This window comes from Fictibacillus sp. NRS-1165 (genome assembly GCF_050468105.1).
Taxonomy (GTDB): Bacteria; Bacillota; Bacilli; order Bacillales; family Fictibacillaceae; genus Fictibacillus_C; species Fictibacillus_C terrinigri.
On the sequence record NZ_JBDPNU010000076.1, the window covers coordinates 1 to 14,462 of the forward strand.

A 14,462-nucleotide genomic window follows, 5' to 3' on the forward strand; every position below is an offset into this window, starting at 1 on the left:
CGTTTTGGCGACTTTATTAGGATACCACATCGGCGCCTATCAAGTCAATAACTTTTTTGAAAAAGTTTTTTCGGTTACTGACTTAGTCAGCAAGCAAAAGAAGCAGCTCAATTAATATACCACCTTTATTAGAACGTTGCAAGAGTTTTTTCGAAAATAAAAAAGAAATCCTCTGATGCCGAACAAATGCTCAGCAGCAAGAGGATTATCCTACAATAAAATATTGAATGGCAGCGAGCGAAGCAAGCCCTGGCAAACCAAGCAGCCCTGATATGAAAACAGTGGCAGCATTGATCGGCACATGTATGTCATAGGAGGCACCAGCAGTGTTTAAAAAGAATAACAGCAGTGCACCGATCGAAAATCGGATGAGCAGCTGACCTGTCCATCTTAAAGGTTTTAACGGTGCTCCGATCAGCAGGAGCAGCAGAATTGCGCTGCCGAGAATGGATATGACCATCACGGATTCCATAGTTATCATCCCCCAGTTTCTTTTATAGTAAATGTATGGGGGATGTCCCAAAAAAAGAACAGGAAGACTTATTTCAGCCTTCCTGTTGTTACTTTTCTTATTTTAGCCTCTTTTAAGAGGAACAGATACTTGGCTTCAGCCAGCTTAAGTTCATATATGACTTGTTCAGAAGGCTCGACGCTTCTTTCCACCAAATCTTTCTGGTGTGCCCATACTGATTTGACTTGTTGGAGAGTTTCTAGAAGACGTTCATCCCCTGCTTTTCTTAAACGTCCTTTTCGGGAGAAAAACATGCTGTATGTCTCCTTTTTATTTAAATTTCACGTCTGCCTTCCATCGCTTTAGACAGGGTTACTTCGTCGGCATATTCGAGATCTCCGCCTACTGGCAGCCCATGGGCAATCCTAGTGACCTTTATGCCGGTCGGCTTCAGCAGACGGGCGATATACATGGCCGTCGCCTCTCCCTCTATATTCGGGTCGGTAGCGAGAATGATTTCCTGAATCGAGTCGTCGGCAAGGCGTTTTAACAGCTCGGCGATCTTAATATCCTCCGGACCGATTCCTTCTATTGGAGATATGGAGCCGTGCAACACGTGATAAAGACCTCTAAAGTCCTTCATTTTCTCCATGGCTATCACATCTTTGGAATCATGGACGACACAGATCGTGGTACGGTCCCTGCTGGAATCGTCGCAGATCATACACGGATCGCGGTCTGTAATATGAAAGCAGTTGGAGCAATAGATCAAATTCCGTTTGGCGTTCACGAGGGCTCGGCCGAAATCGAGCACGTCGTCTTCACGCATCTCTAATACGAAAAATGCCAGACGGACCGCCGTTTTTGGCCCGATCCCTGGCAATTTCATAAAGCTGTCGATCAACTTTGATATTGGCTCTGGGTAATGCATGTTCCGCCCCCTAGAATAATCCCGGTATGTTTAACCCTTTAGTGAATTTACCCATATCCTGGGACACAAGCTCATCTACTTTTTTCAAGGCATCGTTCGTTGCTGCAAGCACTAAGTCTTGAAGCATTTCGATATCTTCCGGATCAACTACATCCTCTTTAATATTTACTTCGAGTACTTCTTTATGGCCGTTGGCAATAACCGTTACCATCCCGCCCCCTGCAGTTCCTTCAGCTTTCTTATCCTTAAGGTCCTCCTGGGCTTTTGCCATTTCCTTTTGCATCTTCTGCATTTGTTTCATCATATTGTTCATGTTTCCGCCGCCACGCATCATACGTATCGTCCTCCTAATTATTTATTCTTTTATTTCAATCAATTCTTCACCAAACAGCTTTTTGGCTTCCGCAATTAAAGGATCCTCGGCTTCAGCCTGGCTGTTGCTGTCCCCTCGCTGCTGCTGCTGGATGAATTCTTTTTTTACGGTATCCCATTCCGGCTGCAGGATGGTTAACATCGTTAGGGACTTCCCTATTGTACTATAAATGACACCCTCCACACAGCTTCGAATATTGTCGGATGACGCCATTTGGCTGTGGATTTCATGCTGGAATGACAGCAGGACATCCTGATCGGAGCAAGCTACCGGCTCAGCGCCGGATAAAAGGGCATAGACGCTCACTTTCTCCGACTTTATCTTTTCCATAATCGTTCCCCAATTATTTTTCAACTGGATCAGATTTGGTTTTGAAGCTTTTTTCAGCATTTCTTTTACACGGCCTGTATTTGTACCGCTTCCCCTGCCAGCCGTCCGGAACGTTTTCTTTTCTTGGACAGCAGGAGCGGATGAATCCGGCGGAGCCATTGCTACGCCTTTTTCTTTTAGTTCCTTCACCTGCTGCTCGAGTACTTCTATTTTTTTCAGAAGCTCCTGTCCCGCTCCCGCAGATTCTTGGCGTTCTTCCTGACAGATCTTAATCAGGGAAAGCTCAAGAAAGATTTTAGGATGGTTCGTCCACTTCATTTCCTGCTGTGACTGGTTAAGAAGCTCGATCACTTTGTAGATCCAGGTGCGGTCCGTTTCCTGGGACAGCTCCTTAAATTCTTCATCCACTTTGACGCGGTCCAGCACTTCTTCCAATCCTGGTGCCGTCTGATATAAAAGCATGTCGCGGTAATAATAGATCAAGTCCGTAATAAACCGGACCGGGTCTTTTCCTTCTGCCATCAGCCGCCCGGCGACCTGCAAAGCTTTAGCTACATCCTGTTCTTTGAATGCTTTTGCCATTTGTGATAGGAATCCCTGTGAAACGGCTCCGGTTACCGCAAGCACATCTTCCACTCTGACTTCATCTTCACTGTAGGATATCGCCTGATCGAGCAGACTGAGCGCATCCCGCATACCGCCTTCTGCCGCCCGGGCCAGCAGATGCAAAGCATCGTCATCTGGGACAATGCGGTTGGAGTCGAGGATCGTTTTCATCCTGTCCACGATCGACTGGCTGGAGATCCGTTTAAAATCGAACCTTTGGCACCGTGAAATGATCGTCAGCGGAATTTTATGAGGCTCTGTTGTTGCGAGAATAAAGATAACATGCGGAGGCGGTTCTTCCAGCGTCTTAAGCAATGCGTTAAATGCCCCGGTGGATAGCATGTGAACCTCGTCAATAATATACACCTTATATCGGACCGCTGACGGTGCGAATTTTACTTTGTCACGGATATCACGGATGTCGTCTACCCCCGTATTGGATGCCGCATCGATCTCCAAAACATCAGAGATGGATCCGTTCGTGATTCCTAGACAGTTATCGCACTCATTGCACGGTTCCGCTGTAGGAGCCTTTTCACAGTTCACAGCTTTAGCAATGATCTTTGCAGCACTCGTTTTTCCCGTTCCCCGCGGGCCTGAGAATAGATAGGCATGGGAAAGCTTGTCTTGCATCAGTGCGTTCTGGATTGTCTTGGTGATATGTTCCTGCCCGACCACGTCATGAAAGGACTGCGGCCGCCAGACACGGTAAAGCGCTTGATAGCTCATCCCATGCCCTCCTTCATTCATTCGTCAATTTATTCTACTCCTATTATACTGAAAACAAACAAAAAACTCACCCCATAAGGAGTGAGTTGTTGTATGAATATATAAAATGCCGCGCACCTCTCTTTGGTGTAGCCAACCTATGCGTTACGCAAGCAGTTAGCTCGATCCAGGCTGCCCCACGGCACACGAAGATGACCACTTACTGCTGCTTCCTTCCGGACCTGACAGGGTTCATGGGTCTCCGTTGCGCAGGACCCGAATGTCAACACCACTTACTTGCGTCAGACCATACGCAGGACTAACCGAGGAGAGGAATTCAGCCTCGCTACAGCGGATTGCGAGTACAGGGCACCGCTACCTCCCCGCCTAGCGCGACAAAGTGTATAACGTTTTTAGGCACATAACAAATGTGCAAGATTAAGTATACAACGCCGGCGCTAAAAAATCAACCCGCACCAGATATTCCCATCAAAACCTGTTCTGGCCGTTTTGACTTTTTTTCTTTTCCTTATTGCGTTTTCGCAGTCCTCTGAAAAAAGCAGACAGCATCTCGCTGCACTCCTGCCCGCGCACATCTGAAATCACTTCGCACTGGTGATTGAAGCGCTCCTCCTGCAAAAGGTTCATCAGGGTTCCTGCACAGCCGCCTTTTGGATCTGGTGCACCATAGACAACTCGGTCGACTCTTGAGAGCACGATAGCCCCTGCACACATAGCGCAGGGCTCGAGGGTAACATACAGTGTGCTCCCGGTAAGCCGCCATGCCCCTTTTGTCTTGCATGCTTGATCAATAGCGATCAGTTCAGCATGGGCAACTGCGCGATGCTCAATTTCACGGCGGTTATAAGCGGCAGCGATGACCTCATCTCCCATGACCAGTACTGCGCCTATGGGAACTTCACCGAGTTCCTCTGCTTTTCTAGCCTCATTTATAGCCAGTGACATGTAATGTTCATCTTTTTCGTTTTGAAGCATCGTTTCGACTCCATAATGTTATTTTATGTGATTATACAAAAGGTTTGGCCAATAATAAAGAAAGGAATAGTTATGTGCTAAACAGATTGTAAAGGAGTGGAGTTGCACATGTCCTCATCTTATCCACCAGTTGCTCTTCTTATTATCGACGTTATCAATGATTTTGATTTTCCAGAAGGCCACATGCTTATTGACCAGGCCCTGCCTATTGCCCCCAATATCGGTCATCTAAAAAATAAAGCAAAAGAGAACGGCATTCCAGTTATCTATGTGAACGATAATTTTGGAAAATGGCAGTCGGACCGAAAAAAACTCGTGAATTACTGTTTGAAAAAAGACGGGAAAGAATTTGTCGGCCAGCTCGTTCCTGAGGATGATGATTTTTTCATTATTAAACCCATGCATTCCGCTTTTTTTTCAACACCATTATCCACGCTTCTGCATGATATGAAGATAACAACCTTAATCCTCGCAGGCTTGGCAGGCAACATCTGTGTCCTCTTCACGGCAAACGATGCATTCATGCGTGATTTTACGCTCTATGTACCGGAAGACTGCTCAGCTTCCAACATTGCTGAGGATAACGAACGCGCCCTCATTTTAATGAAAAACACATTGAGAGCTGATACTTCTGTAAGCCATGAGCTTAACTTAAAAGAAATCATAAAAGAGGCGGAACAGAATAAGAAACGAACCATTCTATAGAAAGAAGAACATTTCAATTTAACAGTATTTTATTCTATTCCCTCCGCCCTTCATATGCTACAATATTTTCTGTCTGTTATTTTTTTGTAATTGAAATTAGGGAGGAAAAGCAGGATGAGTTCTACCCCCTTTATTGCAGTTGAAGGGCCGATTGGTGTTGGAAAAACATCATTAGCAAAAGCCATCTCAGAACATTATAAATTTAAGCTGTTAAAAGAGATTGTTGAAGAAAATCCGTTCTTAGGAAAATTTTACGATAACATCGAAGAATGGAGTTTCCAGACTGAGATGTTCTTCTTATGCAACCGATACAAGCAGCTTGAAGATATACAAACACACTACTTAAATCAAAAAATTCCGGTTGTGGCTGACTATCATATTTTTAAGAACCGTATCTTTGCGGGCCAGACACTCGCCTCCAATCACTATCATAAATACATGCAGATTTTCGATATTCTCACGAAAGACATGCCTGTACCGAACATGATCATCTATTTGAAGGCCAGCCTGGATACGCTCCTGGAACGAATAGAGCTTCGGGGCAGAAATATAGAGAAACAGATTGACCCATCATACTTAATGAGGCTCATCAATGATTACGAAATGTTTATGGCGGCTTTTCAAAACGAGCATCCTGAAATCCCTGTTCTCTCCTTTAACGGTGATGAACTAGACTTTGTCTCTCACAGCAGTGATAAAGAAAAGATATTTGCTGCGATTGAAGCCACCTTGCATAAAGGAGAACTGACTCGATGAATTTAGTTGAAAAATACAACATTCCCTCTGATGCAGTCATCACGGTTGCAGGTACGGTCGGAGCCGGTAAATCAACTCTGACTTCCGCTCTCGCTCAAGCCCTTAACTTCAGAACATCCATGGAAAAGGTCGACAACAATCCTTACTTGGATAAATTTTATAAAGATTTTAAGCGCTGGAGCTTCCATCTTCAGATTTTCTTTCTCGCGGAACGCTTCAAAGAGCAGAAGAGAATGTTTGAATATGGAGGGGGCTTTATTCAAGACCGTTCCATCTATGAGGATACAGGCATCTTTGCCAGAATGCATTACGATAAAGGAACGATGTCCGAAGTCGATTATGACACGTATACGAGGCTTTTCGAAGCTATGGTCATGACACCTTATTTTCCTCATCCAGACGTTCTCATTCATCTCGAAGGATCGCTTGAAGATATTTTACAGCGTATTAAACAGCGCGGACGTCAGATGGAGCAGGATACACCCGTTGAATATTGGGAAGAGATGTACGAACGCTACGAGCAATGGATCTCCAATTTCAGCCTCTGCCCGGTTCTTCGCCTGAACATCAATGATTATGATCTGCTTCATGATCCTGAATCCCTTGAAAGAATCGTGGCAAAGATCGGTCAAAAAATTGAAGCCAAGAGAGAAGTAAGGCTATAAAAAAGCGCCTCCCGTTATACAGCGGAAGGCCTTTTTTATGTTCATATTGCTTTTAGAAATAAAAAAAACATCTGCACAACGGCAGATGTTGAAATTATGTATGGAGGAGGTAGAGGGATTCGAACCCCCGCGGGCTGTTACACCCCTGTCGGTTTTCAAGACCGATCCCTTCAGCCGGACTTGGGTATACCTCCATGTGTCTTACTGACAAAAATAATAGTACCATATGGTGAGATTTCATGTCAATACTCATTTGTAAAAAAATAAAAAGGAAGGAACGGATCCTTCCTTTTCCCTTTTTACTTGATTACTTCTTTATTCCCCATGTACGGACGGAGTACTTCAGGGATCACGATAGAACCGTCTTCCTGCTGGTAGTTCTCAAGGATGGCTGCAACCGTACGTCCGATGGCAAGCCCGGAGCCGTTCAGTGTGTGAACGAATTCTGGCTTACCTTTCGCTTCACGGCGGAAACGAATTTGTGCTCTTCTCGCCTGGAAGCTTTCAAAGTTAGAACAAGAAGAAATTTCACGGTATGTTCCATAGCTTGGCAGCCATACTTCAATATCGTACTTCTTCGCCGCTGTAAACCCAAGGTCAGCGGTACACATGCTCAGCACGCGGTATGGAAGCTTTAACAGCTGTAGAATCTTTTCAGCATGGCCCGTTAATTTTTCAAGCTCTTCATAAGAATCTTCAGGCTTAACAAATCGGACAAGTTCAACTTTATTAAACTGATGCTGGCGGATAAGGCCGCGTGTATCGCGTCCTGCAGATCCTGCTTCGGACCGGAAACAAGCACTGTAAGCGACATAACCGATCGGAAGTTCTTCTGCTGTTAAAATCTCATTACGGTGTAGGTTCGTTACCGGTACTTCTGCTGTCGGAACCAAAAAGTAATCTTCTTCACGAATTTTAAAAGCGTCTTCTTCGAACTTTGGAAGCTGTCCTGTACCTGTCATGCTTTCTCTATTCACCATGTAAGGAGGCAGAATCTCAGTATAGCCGTGCTTATCTTCATGGTAATCCATCATAAGGTTGATCAGTGCACGTTCTAGACGGGCCCCCGCTCCCTTATAAAAAGCGAAACGGCTTCCCGTTACTTTAGCGGCTCTTTCAAAATCGACGATGTCAAGGTCTGTCGCCAAATCCCAGTGAGCTTTAGGTTCGAACGGAAACTCTTTAATATCTCCCCAATGGCGCACAGGCACATTATCATCCTCTGTTTCACCGATCGGAACACTCTCATGAGGAAGGTTCGGCAAGGTGAGCATCAGGTGGTTTAGATCGTCTTCTACCGTGCGCAGCTCGTCATCAATGGCCTTAATCCGGTCGCCCACCTCGCGCATCTCTGCGATCAAGTGATCGGCATCTTTCTTTTCACGTTTAAATTCCGCAACCTGTTTGGATACTTCGTTTCGTTTGGATTTTAAAGTTTCAGTCTCGCCGATCAGTTCACGGCGCTTTTCATCCAACTCAACAAAACGATCCAAGCCGGTTAAGTCTTCTCCCCGTTTGCTTAATTTTTCTTTAACTTCATCAAAATTCGCTCGAACATATTTTAAATCAAGCATGTTCCTTCCTCCTTTATTCAATAACCTTGCCGACAGAACCCATATAGCTGAAGAAACCCATCGCTTTGCCAAGCAGCCGAACAAGAAGCAAAAAGTTCGAGGCGGCAAAGGTTCGAGGACCGGAGAACCAAAGCCAACGAAGAAATTTGCAGCTATTGTTCGGCGTAAAAAAACACAAAAAACTCCCGTCCCAAAAAGGGACGAGAGTTAACCCCGCGTTGCCACCCTAGTTGCAGGAAAAAACCTGCCACCTTGTCATTGATAACGGACAATGTATACCGGGAAAGCTTACGTAATTTCGGCCTTCCACTCAAGGATGGATTCACAAATGACTTTGGTCGGTTTTCACCAGCCACCGACTCTCTGGGCAAAGATCATTTTGCTACTGGTTCCTGTCAGCGATTTTAACAAATAATGTTTGTATAGTAATGTACAATATTTTCCGCTTTTATGCAATAACCTTTTTCTTTTCGGCTACCATTTCTACAAAGAACTGGTGAAGGCGGTAATCGTCTGTCAATTCCGGGTGGAAGGCAGCACAGAGGAAATGCCCCTGTTTCGCCGCAACGATACGGTCGTTGTGAACAGACAGGACTTCAACTTCTTCTCCAACTTCCACAATGTAAGGTGCTCTGATGAATACGCCATTGACGTCATCACCTACTCCTTTAATTTGCAAGTCGGCTTCAAAGCTGTCCACCTGCCGTCCGAATGCATTTCTTTCTACTGTCATATCAATGAGTTCAAGATGCGCACTGTCTTGCCCCTGAATTCGTTTCGCCATCAGGATCAGACCTGCACACGTACCGAACACCGGCTTTTCTTGTGCGAATTTCTTTAAAGGTTCCATGAACTCATATTTATCGATCAAACGTCTCATGGCCGTGCTTTCTCCACCCGGGATAACGAGGCCGTCTAAGTCGTTTAGCTCTTCAATTTGCTTTACGCTTACTGCTTCTGCTCCGCTTTCTTGCAGCGCTCGGATATGTTCTCTTACAGCGCCTTGCAGCGCAAGAACACCAATTTTAGTCATGATGTCGGCTTCCTTTCTTACCAGCCTCGCTCCTGCATACGGTCTCCAGGAAGAAGCGTGGAGATTTCGATTCCTTTCATTGCAGTTCCGAGTCCTTTGGATAGGTTAGCAATCAGCTCGTAGTCTCTGTAATGAGTGGTTGCTTCAACAATCGCACGTGCAAATTTCTCAGGGTTTTCGGACTTGAAGATACCGGACCCAACGAAAACTCCGTCTGCGCCCAATTCCATCATCAAGGCTGCATCTGCAGGAGTAGCCACGCCGCCAGCTGCAAAGTTAACAACAGGAAGTCGTCCCTCTTTTTTAATTTGAAGAAGAATTTCATACGGTGCACCAAGGTTTTTAGCTTCAGTCATGAGTTCATCTTCGCTCATCGCAGATACCTTGCGGATTTGGCCCTGAATCATTCGCATATGGCGGACAGCCTCAACGATGTTGCCTGTTCCAGGCTCACCCTTAGTACGAATCATGGAAGCACCTTCACCGATGCGTCGGGATGCTTCTCCAAGGTCACGGGCACCACACACGAAAGGCACTTTAAAATCACGTTTGTTTAAGTGGAATACCTCGTCCGCTGGAGTCAGTACTTCACTCTCATCAAGATAATCTACACCCATCGATTCTAGAACACGTGCTTCTACGATGTGGCCGATTCGAGCTTTCGCCATGACGGGGATACTGACTGCATTCAGTACTTCCTCTACGATTGTAGGATCCGCCATGCGCGCTACACCACCCGCTGCACGAATATCTGCTGGAACTCGCTCTAACGCCATAACCGCTACTGCGCCTGATGCCTCGGCAATTTTTGCTTGCTCTGCGTTGATAACGTCCATGATGACGCCGCCCTTTTGCATTTCAGCCATTCCGCGTTTTACACGATCTGTACCTGTCTTTAACATGCTACATATCCCCCTGTTTATTTATTTACTCAAGTTTGAGTTTTTTTAATAATTAAATTCTCATTCATTTTAACGTAAAACCAATAAATTCGCTAGAAAAGCGATGCTTTTGAAGAGTATTCTACAGCGTTAAAACCAGCCCTTCACAGTTTCAACTGCCGAATCCCAGACACCGCCAAAGAAATGGCCAGTACCTCTCATGGCAAGAACAAACCAATTGGCCTTTTCTACTGCCTTAGTCGTTACCACATTAGCTTGTCCTTTACCAGATCCATCATTCAGCAGATAACCGTGATCCTGATCTTTACCAGTATATTTCAGTTGTATATGGCCGATTGTTTCTCCTTTTTTTAGAGGAGCTTTCAATTTGCCGTCTTTATCCAAGTGCTTTTTGTCGATGACCAGCACCGGTTTGTAATTTTCCTTTTCGCCTCGTTTAACAAGCATTGAAACCGGTTCTTTAGTTGCAATGGCCACTTCCTTTTCTTTACCTTGAATGACCGGAAGTGTTTTTTGCTTTTTCGGCTGATAGCCTTTAGGAAGAAGCGTTTCTTTTGTATAATTGGAAAAACCGTAATCAAGCAATTGTTTCGTCTCACCGAATCGGCCTTCATAGCTGTTCGACTTCATGAGAACAGAGATCAATCTTGTTCCATCTCTTTTCGCTGTAGCAGCAAAAGAATAGCCTGCATTATCGGTAGTACCCGTCTTAAGCCCATCTACTCCCTTATACCCATAAACGAGGGATGGAAGCATCCAGTTCCAGTTCTTCATCATGATCTTATCGTCAGTATTGGGACGGAACCATTTGGATGGAATACTTGCAGTTTTCAAAACTTCAGGATAGTCACTGATCAATTTGAAAGCAAGAATCCCTACGGATTTTGCGGACATCTTATTCTCGTCCGTCTTGCCTCCAACAGAATCATACCCTTGAAGGTCATTGTTGTTCAAACCTGTACTGTTAACAAAACGAGCATCCGTAATGCCCATCTCTTTAGCTTTTGCGTTCATCATTCCTACAAACTTAGCCTCTGAACCAGCCACAAGCTCCGCCAATGCAATAGATGCTCCATTTGCAGAATAGATGGCCATTGCTTCATAAAGTTCTTTTACTGAATATTTATAATCCGATCGTAATGGTACATTAGAAAGATCTCTGTTTTGGGAAATTTTATGTGCATATTCACTTATACCTGTTTTTTGATCCCATTGAATTTTGCCTTTTTTAATCGCTTCATTGACCAGGTATTCAGTCATCATCTTAGACATACTGGCTGGTGGCAATACTTGCTCGGCTTTCTTTTCGTATAAAATCTTACCTGTATCTCCATCTACTAAAATCGCGGTCTCCGACTTATTCTTTAAATCAGGGGCAGCGCTTGCTTTTTCTGAATATCCAAACATACTGGCTGATAGCATAGAAACCATGACAGCTGAAAAAGTAAATCCTTTAATTTTGTTGCCGAACAAAACTGACACCTCCATACAATTTACACACAAACGTAATTGTACCATAGCAATATGCAAAAAAATAGACAGAGGAATGACCTCTGTCCACTTTTTTTATAAAATCGAACTTTAGACTGAATAATTTGGTGCTTCTTTGGTAATTTGTACTTGATGCGGATGGCTTTCTCTTAGCCCGGCACCAGTAATTTTCACGAACTTAGAATGATTCTGAAGATCGTCTAAGGTTGGTGTACCGCAGTATCCCATACCAGAACGGATCCCGCCGATCAGCTGGAACAACGTATCCGCCAATGGCCCTTTGTAAGGGACTCGTCCTTCAATACCTTCTGGGACAAGTTTTTGATTATTTTCCTGGAAATATCGGTCGCGGCTTCCTTGCTCCATCGCTCCAATAGATCCCATTCCGCGGTAAACTTTAAATTGGCGGCCCTGATAAATTTCCCGCTCTCCAGGGCTCTCCGTTACTCCCGCAAGCAAGCTTCCAAGCATAACCGCATTTCCTCCGGTAGCAAGAGCTTTTACAATGTCTCCAGAATATTTAATTCCGCCGTCAGCAATGATCGGGATGCCATGCTTGCGGGCTTCTGTTGCGCAGTCATAGATAGCTGTAATCTGGGGCACACCTACACCGGCGACAACGCGGGTCGTACAGATCGATCCTGGCCCGATACCGACTTTAACTACACTTGCTCCAGCTTCGATCAAGTCTCTTGTCGCCTCTGCTGTCGCAACGTTACCAGCAATAATGGTCAGGTCAGGATATTTAGCGCGGACTTCTTTAACTTTAGTCAGTACACCTTCAGAATGGCCATGTGCGGTATCGATAACAATAGCGTCTACTCCCGCTTCAACGAGTTTGTCAATGCGCAGCATTGCGTCCTTTGTTACCCCAACTGCAGCACCAGCAAGCAAGCGCCCTTGGCTGTCTTTTGCAGAATTCGGGAACTCGATGACCTTTTCAATATCTTTAATCGTGATCAGCCCTTGAAGTGTACCTTCACTATCAACCAATGGCAGCTTTTCAATCTTATGCTTTTGAAGTAAAAGCTCTGCTTCTTTTAGGGTTGTACCTACTGGGGCTGTTACAAGGTTTTCTTTCGTCATAACATCGGAAATCTGAATGGAGTAATCTTCAATAAAACGAAGGTCACGGTTGGTGAGAATACCTACAAGCTTCTTATGGTCATCAACAATGGGAACACCGCTGATTCTGTATTTACCCATAAGATGTTCGGCATCAAACACTTGGTGGTCAGGTGTCAGGTAGAATGGATCAGTAATAACACCGCTCTCAGAACGCTTTACTCTGTCCACTTGTTCTGCCTGCTGTTCGATCGACATATTTTTATGGATGATTCCTAATCCGCCCTGGCGAGCCATGGCGATTGCTAATTCTGCTTCCGTTACCGTATCCATCCCAGCACTGATTATCGGAATGTTTAACTGTACAGTATCCGAAAGACGAGTCTTCAATGAAACATCTTTTGGCAAAACAGATGATTTTGCCGGTACTAACAGCACATCATCAAACGTTAATCCTTCTTTTTCAAACTTGCTCTCCCACATGCATACTCCACCCTTCTCTTCAATTAAGTTCCTGAAAAATATTATTTGTAGATTAACAACTGGATAAACTACTGTCAAGGAAGGAACAATAAGTCTAACTTTTCAAAAAATACCATGGGGGTCAGCGCCTTATGTCAGACGAATATACCTGGTCATTATATTACAGTTTTTTCTCCTCCAGCAGGGCGCAAAAATTCCTTTATGATCGCTACGGAAACGCTGAAATTGAGCATGCAGAAAGCAAAAGCTATCAGAACTGCTACCCTTTTATTTACTTCTTGGAGCATGGCAAAAAATACTATGACCTGGCACGCAAAGCACCAGCAGAACTTCAGCCCGTTCTGTTGTTCTATGGCATGATTCAGTTGCTCAAGGCCTGTATCCTGACCGTAGACCCTGATTATCCGGAAAACAGTTCAGTACTGGCGCACGGTGTTACCACAAGGAAGCGTAAAAAGAAATATTATGAGTTTCTGCAGGATGAAGTGAGAATCCAGAGAAGCGGGCTTTTTAATCATTTCTCCTCCAAATTGTTTCATGTGAAACATGCAGAAGGCGAAAAACTGAAGATGAACGATATTATGGTGCTTATTCCTGAATTAAAGGACCTTTTTTTACACGTCCAAAATGAAGATATAAACGTGCAGGTTCTGCGAAACGAGCAAGAGCTTACCATTCCCATTGAAGTTCTTGATGGTCTTCATATGAACACGGAGAGATTCATTTCCTTCCTCAATGAAAACCCGGAAATCTGCTTTCAGCTCTTGAAAGAAACAAAGGAGCATATCATCGTCCATTCATCCAAGGAACTTCATCCGCTTCAATGTGAACCGTTCAGCTACCACCATAACGGGTCCTATTACCTCTACAGCAGCCGAAGAGAGATAAAAGAGCTGAATGAATGCATGATTCATTACGCTGTTCTATATAACCTGAGTATGCTATGCCGATATGAAACCGAGTGGTGGAGTGATATCTTTCATTCTTATACGACCAATGACCTTCCCTTTATAAAGGAGTTTTTATCCATAACACGTACTAAAATTCCATTTTTGCTTGGACAGTTCCTGCAGCTGAAAGGATGACCAGGAGATTATTATACTCACCTGACTCATCGTTGGAGAGCGCGAGTGAGGCGGTCTTCTGTTGCTGGAGTGGATCGTTCCTTTTTGCTTGAATGGATCGCGTAACCTGCAGGGTTGGACGGTTTACATGCGGATTTCGCCCGTTTACATGCCACTTTGAAGAGTTTACATGCGGGAATGGACACTTTACGTGCGACTTTGCAGCGTTTAACGTGCCAAATCCATCATTTCACTAAAAGGGATGGGGGCTCGGCATCTTCACTACTGGATCTGAAGGCCCTGCTTCGATGGCCAGACGTGTTACTTGC

Annotated in this window: 15 protein-coding genes, 1 tRNA gene, 1 other RNA gene and 1 other annotated feature; of the genes, 4 read left to right on the forward strand and 13 right to left on the reverse strand. The window is 44.6% G+C overall.

The genetic code is table 11. The annotated features are described in order from the left end of the window. Positions 1 to 205 precede the first annotated feature (205 nt). The 7 genes from ABHN01_RS23200 to tadA all read right to left on the reverse strand — a co-directional run bounded on the left by ABHN01_RS23200 (position 206) and on the right by tadA (position 4,395). Positions 206 to 472 (reverse strand): pro-sigmaK processing inhibitor BofA family protein, encoded by a 267-nt coding sequence (locus ABHN01_RS23200; protein WP_429877505.1) that lies wholly within the window; start codon positions 470 to 472, stop codon positions 206 to 208. A gap of 68 nt (positions 473 to 540) precedes the next feature. Next, on the reverse strand, positions 541 to 765 hold the full coding sequence (locus ABHN01_RS23205; protein ID WP_290402377.1) for a YaaL family protein: 225 nt from the start codon (positions 763 to 765) through the stop codon (positions 541 to 543). Between the two features lie 20 nt (positions 766 to 785). Next, the gene (gene recR / locus ABHN01_RS23210; protein WP_429877506.1) at positions 786 to 1,382 is read right to left on the reverse strand and encodes a recombination mediator RecR; all 597 of its coding nucleotides are present in this window, start codon (positions 1,380 to 1,382) and stop codon (positions 786 to 788) included. 10 nt (positions 1,383 to 1,392) lie between these two features. Then, positions 1,393 to 1,716 carry a YbaB/EbfC family nucleoid-associated protein gene (locus ABHN01_RS23215; RefSeq protein ID WP_290402375.1) on the reverse strand — a complete coding sequence of 108 codons (324 nt, stop codon included), beginning with the start codon at positions 1,714 to 1,716 and terminating at the stop codon, positions 1,393 to 1,395. A 21-nt stretch (positions 1,717 to 1,737) separates the two neighbouring features. Continuing rightward, a complete protein-coding gene (gene dnaX / locus ABHN01_RS23220) occupies positions 1,738 to 3,420 on the reverse strand; it encodes a DNA polymerase III subunit gamma/tau (RefSeq protein WP_290402374.1) in 1,683 nt (560 codons plus the stop codon). A gap of 109 nt (positions 3,421 to 3,529) precedes the next feature. Next, an RNA gene (gene ffs / locus ABHN01_RS23225) (signal recognition particle sRNA large type) lies at positions 3,530 to 3,795 on the reverse strand. A 93-nt stretch (positions 3,796 to 3,888) separates the two neighbouring features. Further along, positions 3,889 to 4,395, reverse strand: coding sequence for a tRNA adenosine(34) deaminase TadA (tadA, locus tag ABHN01_RS23230; protein ID WP_429877507.1), 507 nt, complete (start codon positions 4,393 to 4,395; stop codon positions 3,889 to 3,891). 108 nt (positions 4,396 to 4,503) lie between these two features. On the opposite strand from tadA, the gene ABHN01_RS23235 reads away from it, so the two are divergent. From ABHN01_RS23235 to ABHN01_RS23245, 3 genes are all read left to right on the forward strand, one after another. Continuing rightward, entirely contained in the window at positions 4,504 to 5,100 is a 597-nt protein-coding gene (locus ABHN01_RS23235) for an isochorismatase family cysteine hydrolase (RefSeq protein ID WP_429877508.1), read from the forward strand. Between the two features lie 114 nt (positions 5,101 to 5,214). Further along, a complete protein-coding gene (locus tag ABHN01_RS23240) occupies positions 5,215 to 5,856 on the forward strand; it encodes a deoxynucleoside kinase (RefSeq protein WP_429877509.1) in 642 nt (213 codons plus the stop codon). Beyond that, the gene (locus ABHN01_RS23245; RefSeq protein WP_429877510.1) at positions 5,853 to 6,521 is read left to right on the forward strand and encodes a deoxynucleoside kinase; all 669 of its coding nucleotides are present in this window, start codon (positions 5,853 to 5,855) and stop codon (positions 6,519 to 6,521) included. Before ABHN01_RS23240 ends, ABHN01_RS23245 begins: the two co-directional genes overlap by 4 nt. Before the next feature lie 101 nt (positions 6,522 to 6,622). Here ABHN01_RS23245 and ABHN01_RS23250 read toward each other — a convergent pair. From ABHN01_RS23250 to guaB, 6 genes are all read right to left on the reverse strand, one after another. Beyond that, positions 6,623 to 6,715: transfer RNA gene (locus ABHN01_RS23250), tRNA-Ser, on the reverse strand. Positions 6,716 to 6,820: 105 nt separating this feature from the next. Next, positions 6,821 to 8,095 carry a serine--tRNA ligase gene (gene serS, locus ABHN01_RS23255; RefSeq protein WP_429877511.1) on the reverse strand — a complete coding sequence of 425 codons (1,275 nt, stop codon included), beginning with the start codon at positions 8,093 to 8,095 and terminating at the stop codon, positions 6,821 to 6,823. Between the two features lie 193 nt (positions 8,096 to 8,288). After that, positions 8,289 to 8,503 (reverse strand) — a binding site (T-box leader). Positions 8,504 to 8,543: 40 nt separating this feature from the next. After that, positions 8,544 to 9,128 (reverse strand): pyridoxal 5'-phosphate synthase glutaminase subunit PdxT, encoded by a 585-nt coding sequence (gene pdxT, locus ABHN01_RS23260; RefSeq protein WP_429877512.1) that lies wholly within the window; start codon positions 9,126 to 9,128, stop codon positions 8,544 to 8,546. Positions 9,129 to 9,145: 17 nt separating this feature from the next. Next, complete coding sequence (pdxS, locus tag ABHN01_RS23265) at positions 9,146 to 10,030, reverse strand: pyridoxal 5'-phosphate synthase lyase subunit PdxS (protein ID WP_290402367.1); 885 nt, start codon at positions 10,028 to 10,030, stop codon at positions 9,146 to 9,148. Positions 10,031 to 10,159: 129 nt separating this feature from the next. Next, complete coding sequence (locus ABHN01_RS23270; RefSeq protein WP_429877514.1) at positions 10,160 to 11,461, reverse strand: serine hydrolase; 1,302 nt, start codon at positions 11,459 to 11,461, stop codon at positions 10,160 to 10,162. 150 nt (positions 11,462 to 11,611) lie between these two features. Beyond that, positions 11,612 to 13,069: an IMP dehydrogenase gene (guaB, locus tag ABHN01_RS23275; RefSeq protein ID WP_290402366.1), complete on the reverse strand. Its 1,458-nt coding sequence runs from the start codon at positions 13,067 to 13,069 to the stop codon at positions 11,612 to 11,614. Between the two features lie 131 nt (positions 13,070 to 13,200). On the opposite strand from guaB, the gene ABHN01_RS23280 reads away from it, so the two are divergent. Beyond that, positions 13,201 to 14,154, forward strand: a complete 954-nt coding sequence (locus tag ABHN01_RS23280) for a YaaC family protein (protein ID WP_429877513.1) — start codon at positions 13,201 to 13,203, stop codon at positions 14,152 to 14,154. The last annotated feature ends 308 nt before the right edge of the window (positions 14,155 to 14,462 follow it).

Coding starts and splice junctions, on each gene's coding strand:
- ABHN01_RS23215 (WP_290402375.1), bottom strand. CDS start 1,716: ATGATGCGTGGCGGCGGAAACATGAACAATATGATGAAACAAATGCAG.
- ABHN01_RS23240 (WP_429877509.1), top strand. CDS start 5,215: ATGAGTTCTACCCCCTTTATTGCAGTTGAAGGGCCGATTGGTGTTGGA.
- ABHN01_RS23280 (WP_429877513.1), top strand. CDS start 13,201: ATGTCAGACGAATATACCTGGTCATTATATTACAGTTTTTTCTCCTCC.
- ABHN01_RS23270 (WP_429877514.1), bottom strand. CDS start 11,461: ATGGTTTCTATGCTATCAGCCAGTATGTTTGGATATTCAGAAAAAGCA.
- serS (WP_429877511.1), bottom strand. CDS start 8,095: ATGCTTGATTTAAAATATGTTCGAGCGAATTTTGATGAAGTTAAAGAA.
- ABHN01_RS23235 (WP_429877508.1), top strand. CDS start 4,504: ATGTCCTCATCTTATCCACCAGTTGCTCTTCTTATTATCGACGTTATC.
- recR (WP_429877506.1), bottom strand. CDS start 1,382: ATGCATTACCCAGAGCCAATATCAAAGTTGATCGACAGCTTTATGAAA.
- ABHN01_RS23200 (WP_429877505.1), bottom strand. CDS start 472: ATGGAATCCGTGATGGTCATATCCATTCTCGGCAGCGCAATTCTGCTG.
- ABHN01_RS23205 (WP_290402377.1), bottom strand. CDS start 765: ATGTTTTTCTCCCGAAAAGGACGTTTAAGAAAAGCAGGGGATGAACGT.
- pdxT (WP_429877512.1), bottom strand. CDS start 9,128: ATGACTAAAATTGGTGTTCTTGCGCTGCAAGGCGCTGTAAGAGAACAT.
- dnaX (WP_290402374.1), bottom strand. CDS start 3,420: ATGAGCTATCAAGCGCTTTACCGTGTCTGGCGGCCGCAGTCCTTTCAT.
- pdxS (WP_290402367.1), bottom strand. CDS start 10,030: ATGTTAAAGACAGGTACAGATCGTGTAAAACGCGGAATGGCTGAAATG.
- guaB (WP_290402366.1), bottom strand. CDS start 13,069: ATGTGGGAGAGCAAGTTTGAAAAAGAAGGATTAACGTTTGATGATGTG.
- ABHN01_RS23245 (WP_429877510.1), top strand. CDS start 5,853: ATGAATTTAGTTGAAAAATACAACATTCCCTCTGATGCAGTCATCACG.
- tadA (WP_429877507.1), bottom strand. CDS start 4,395: ATGCTTCAAAACGAAAAAGATGAACATTACATGTCACTGGCTATAAAT.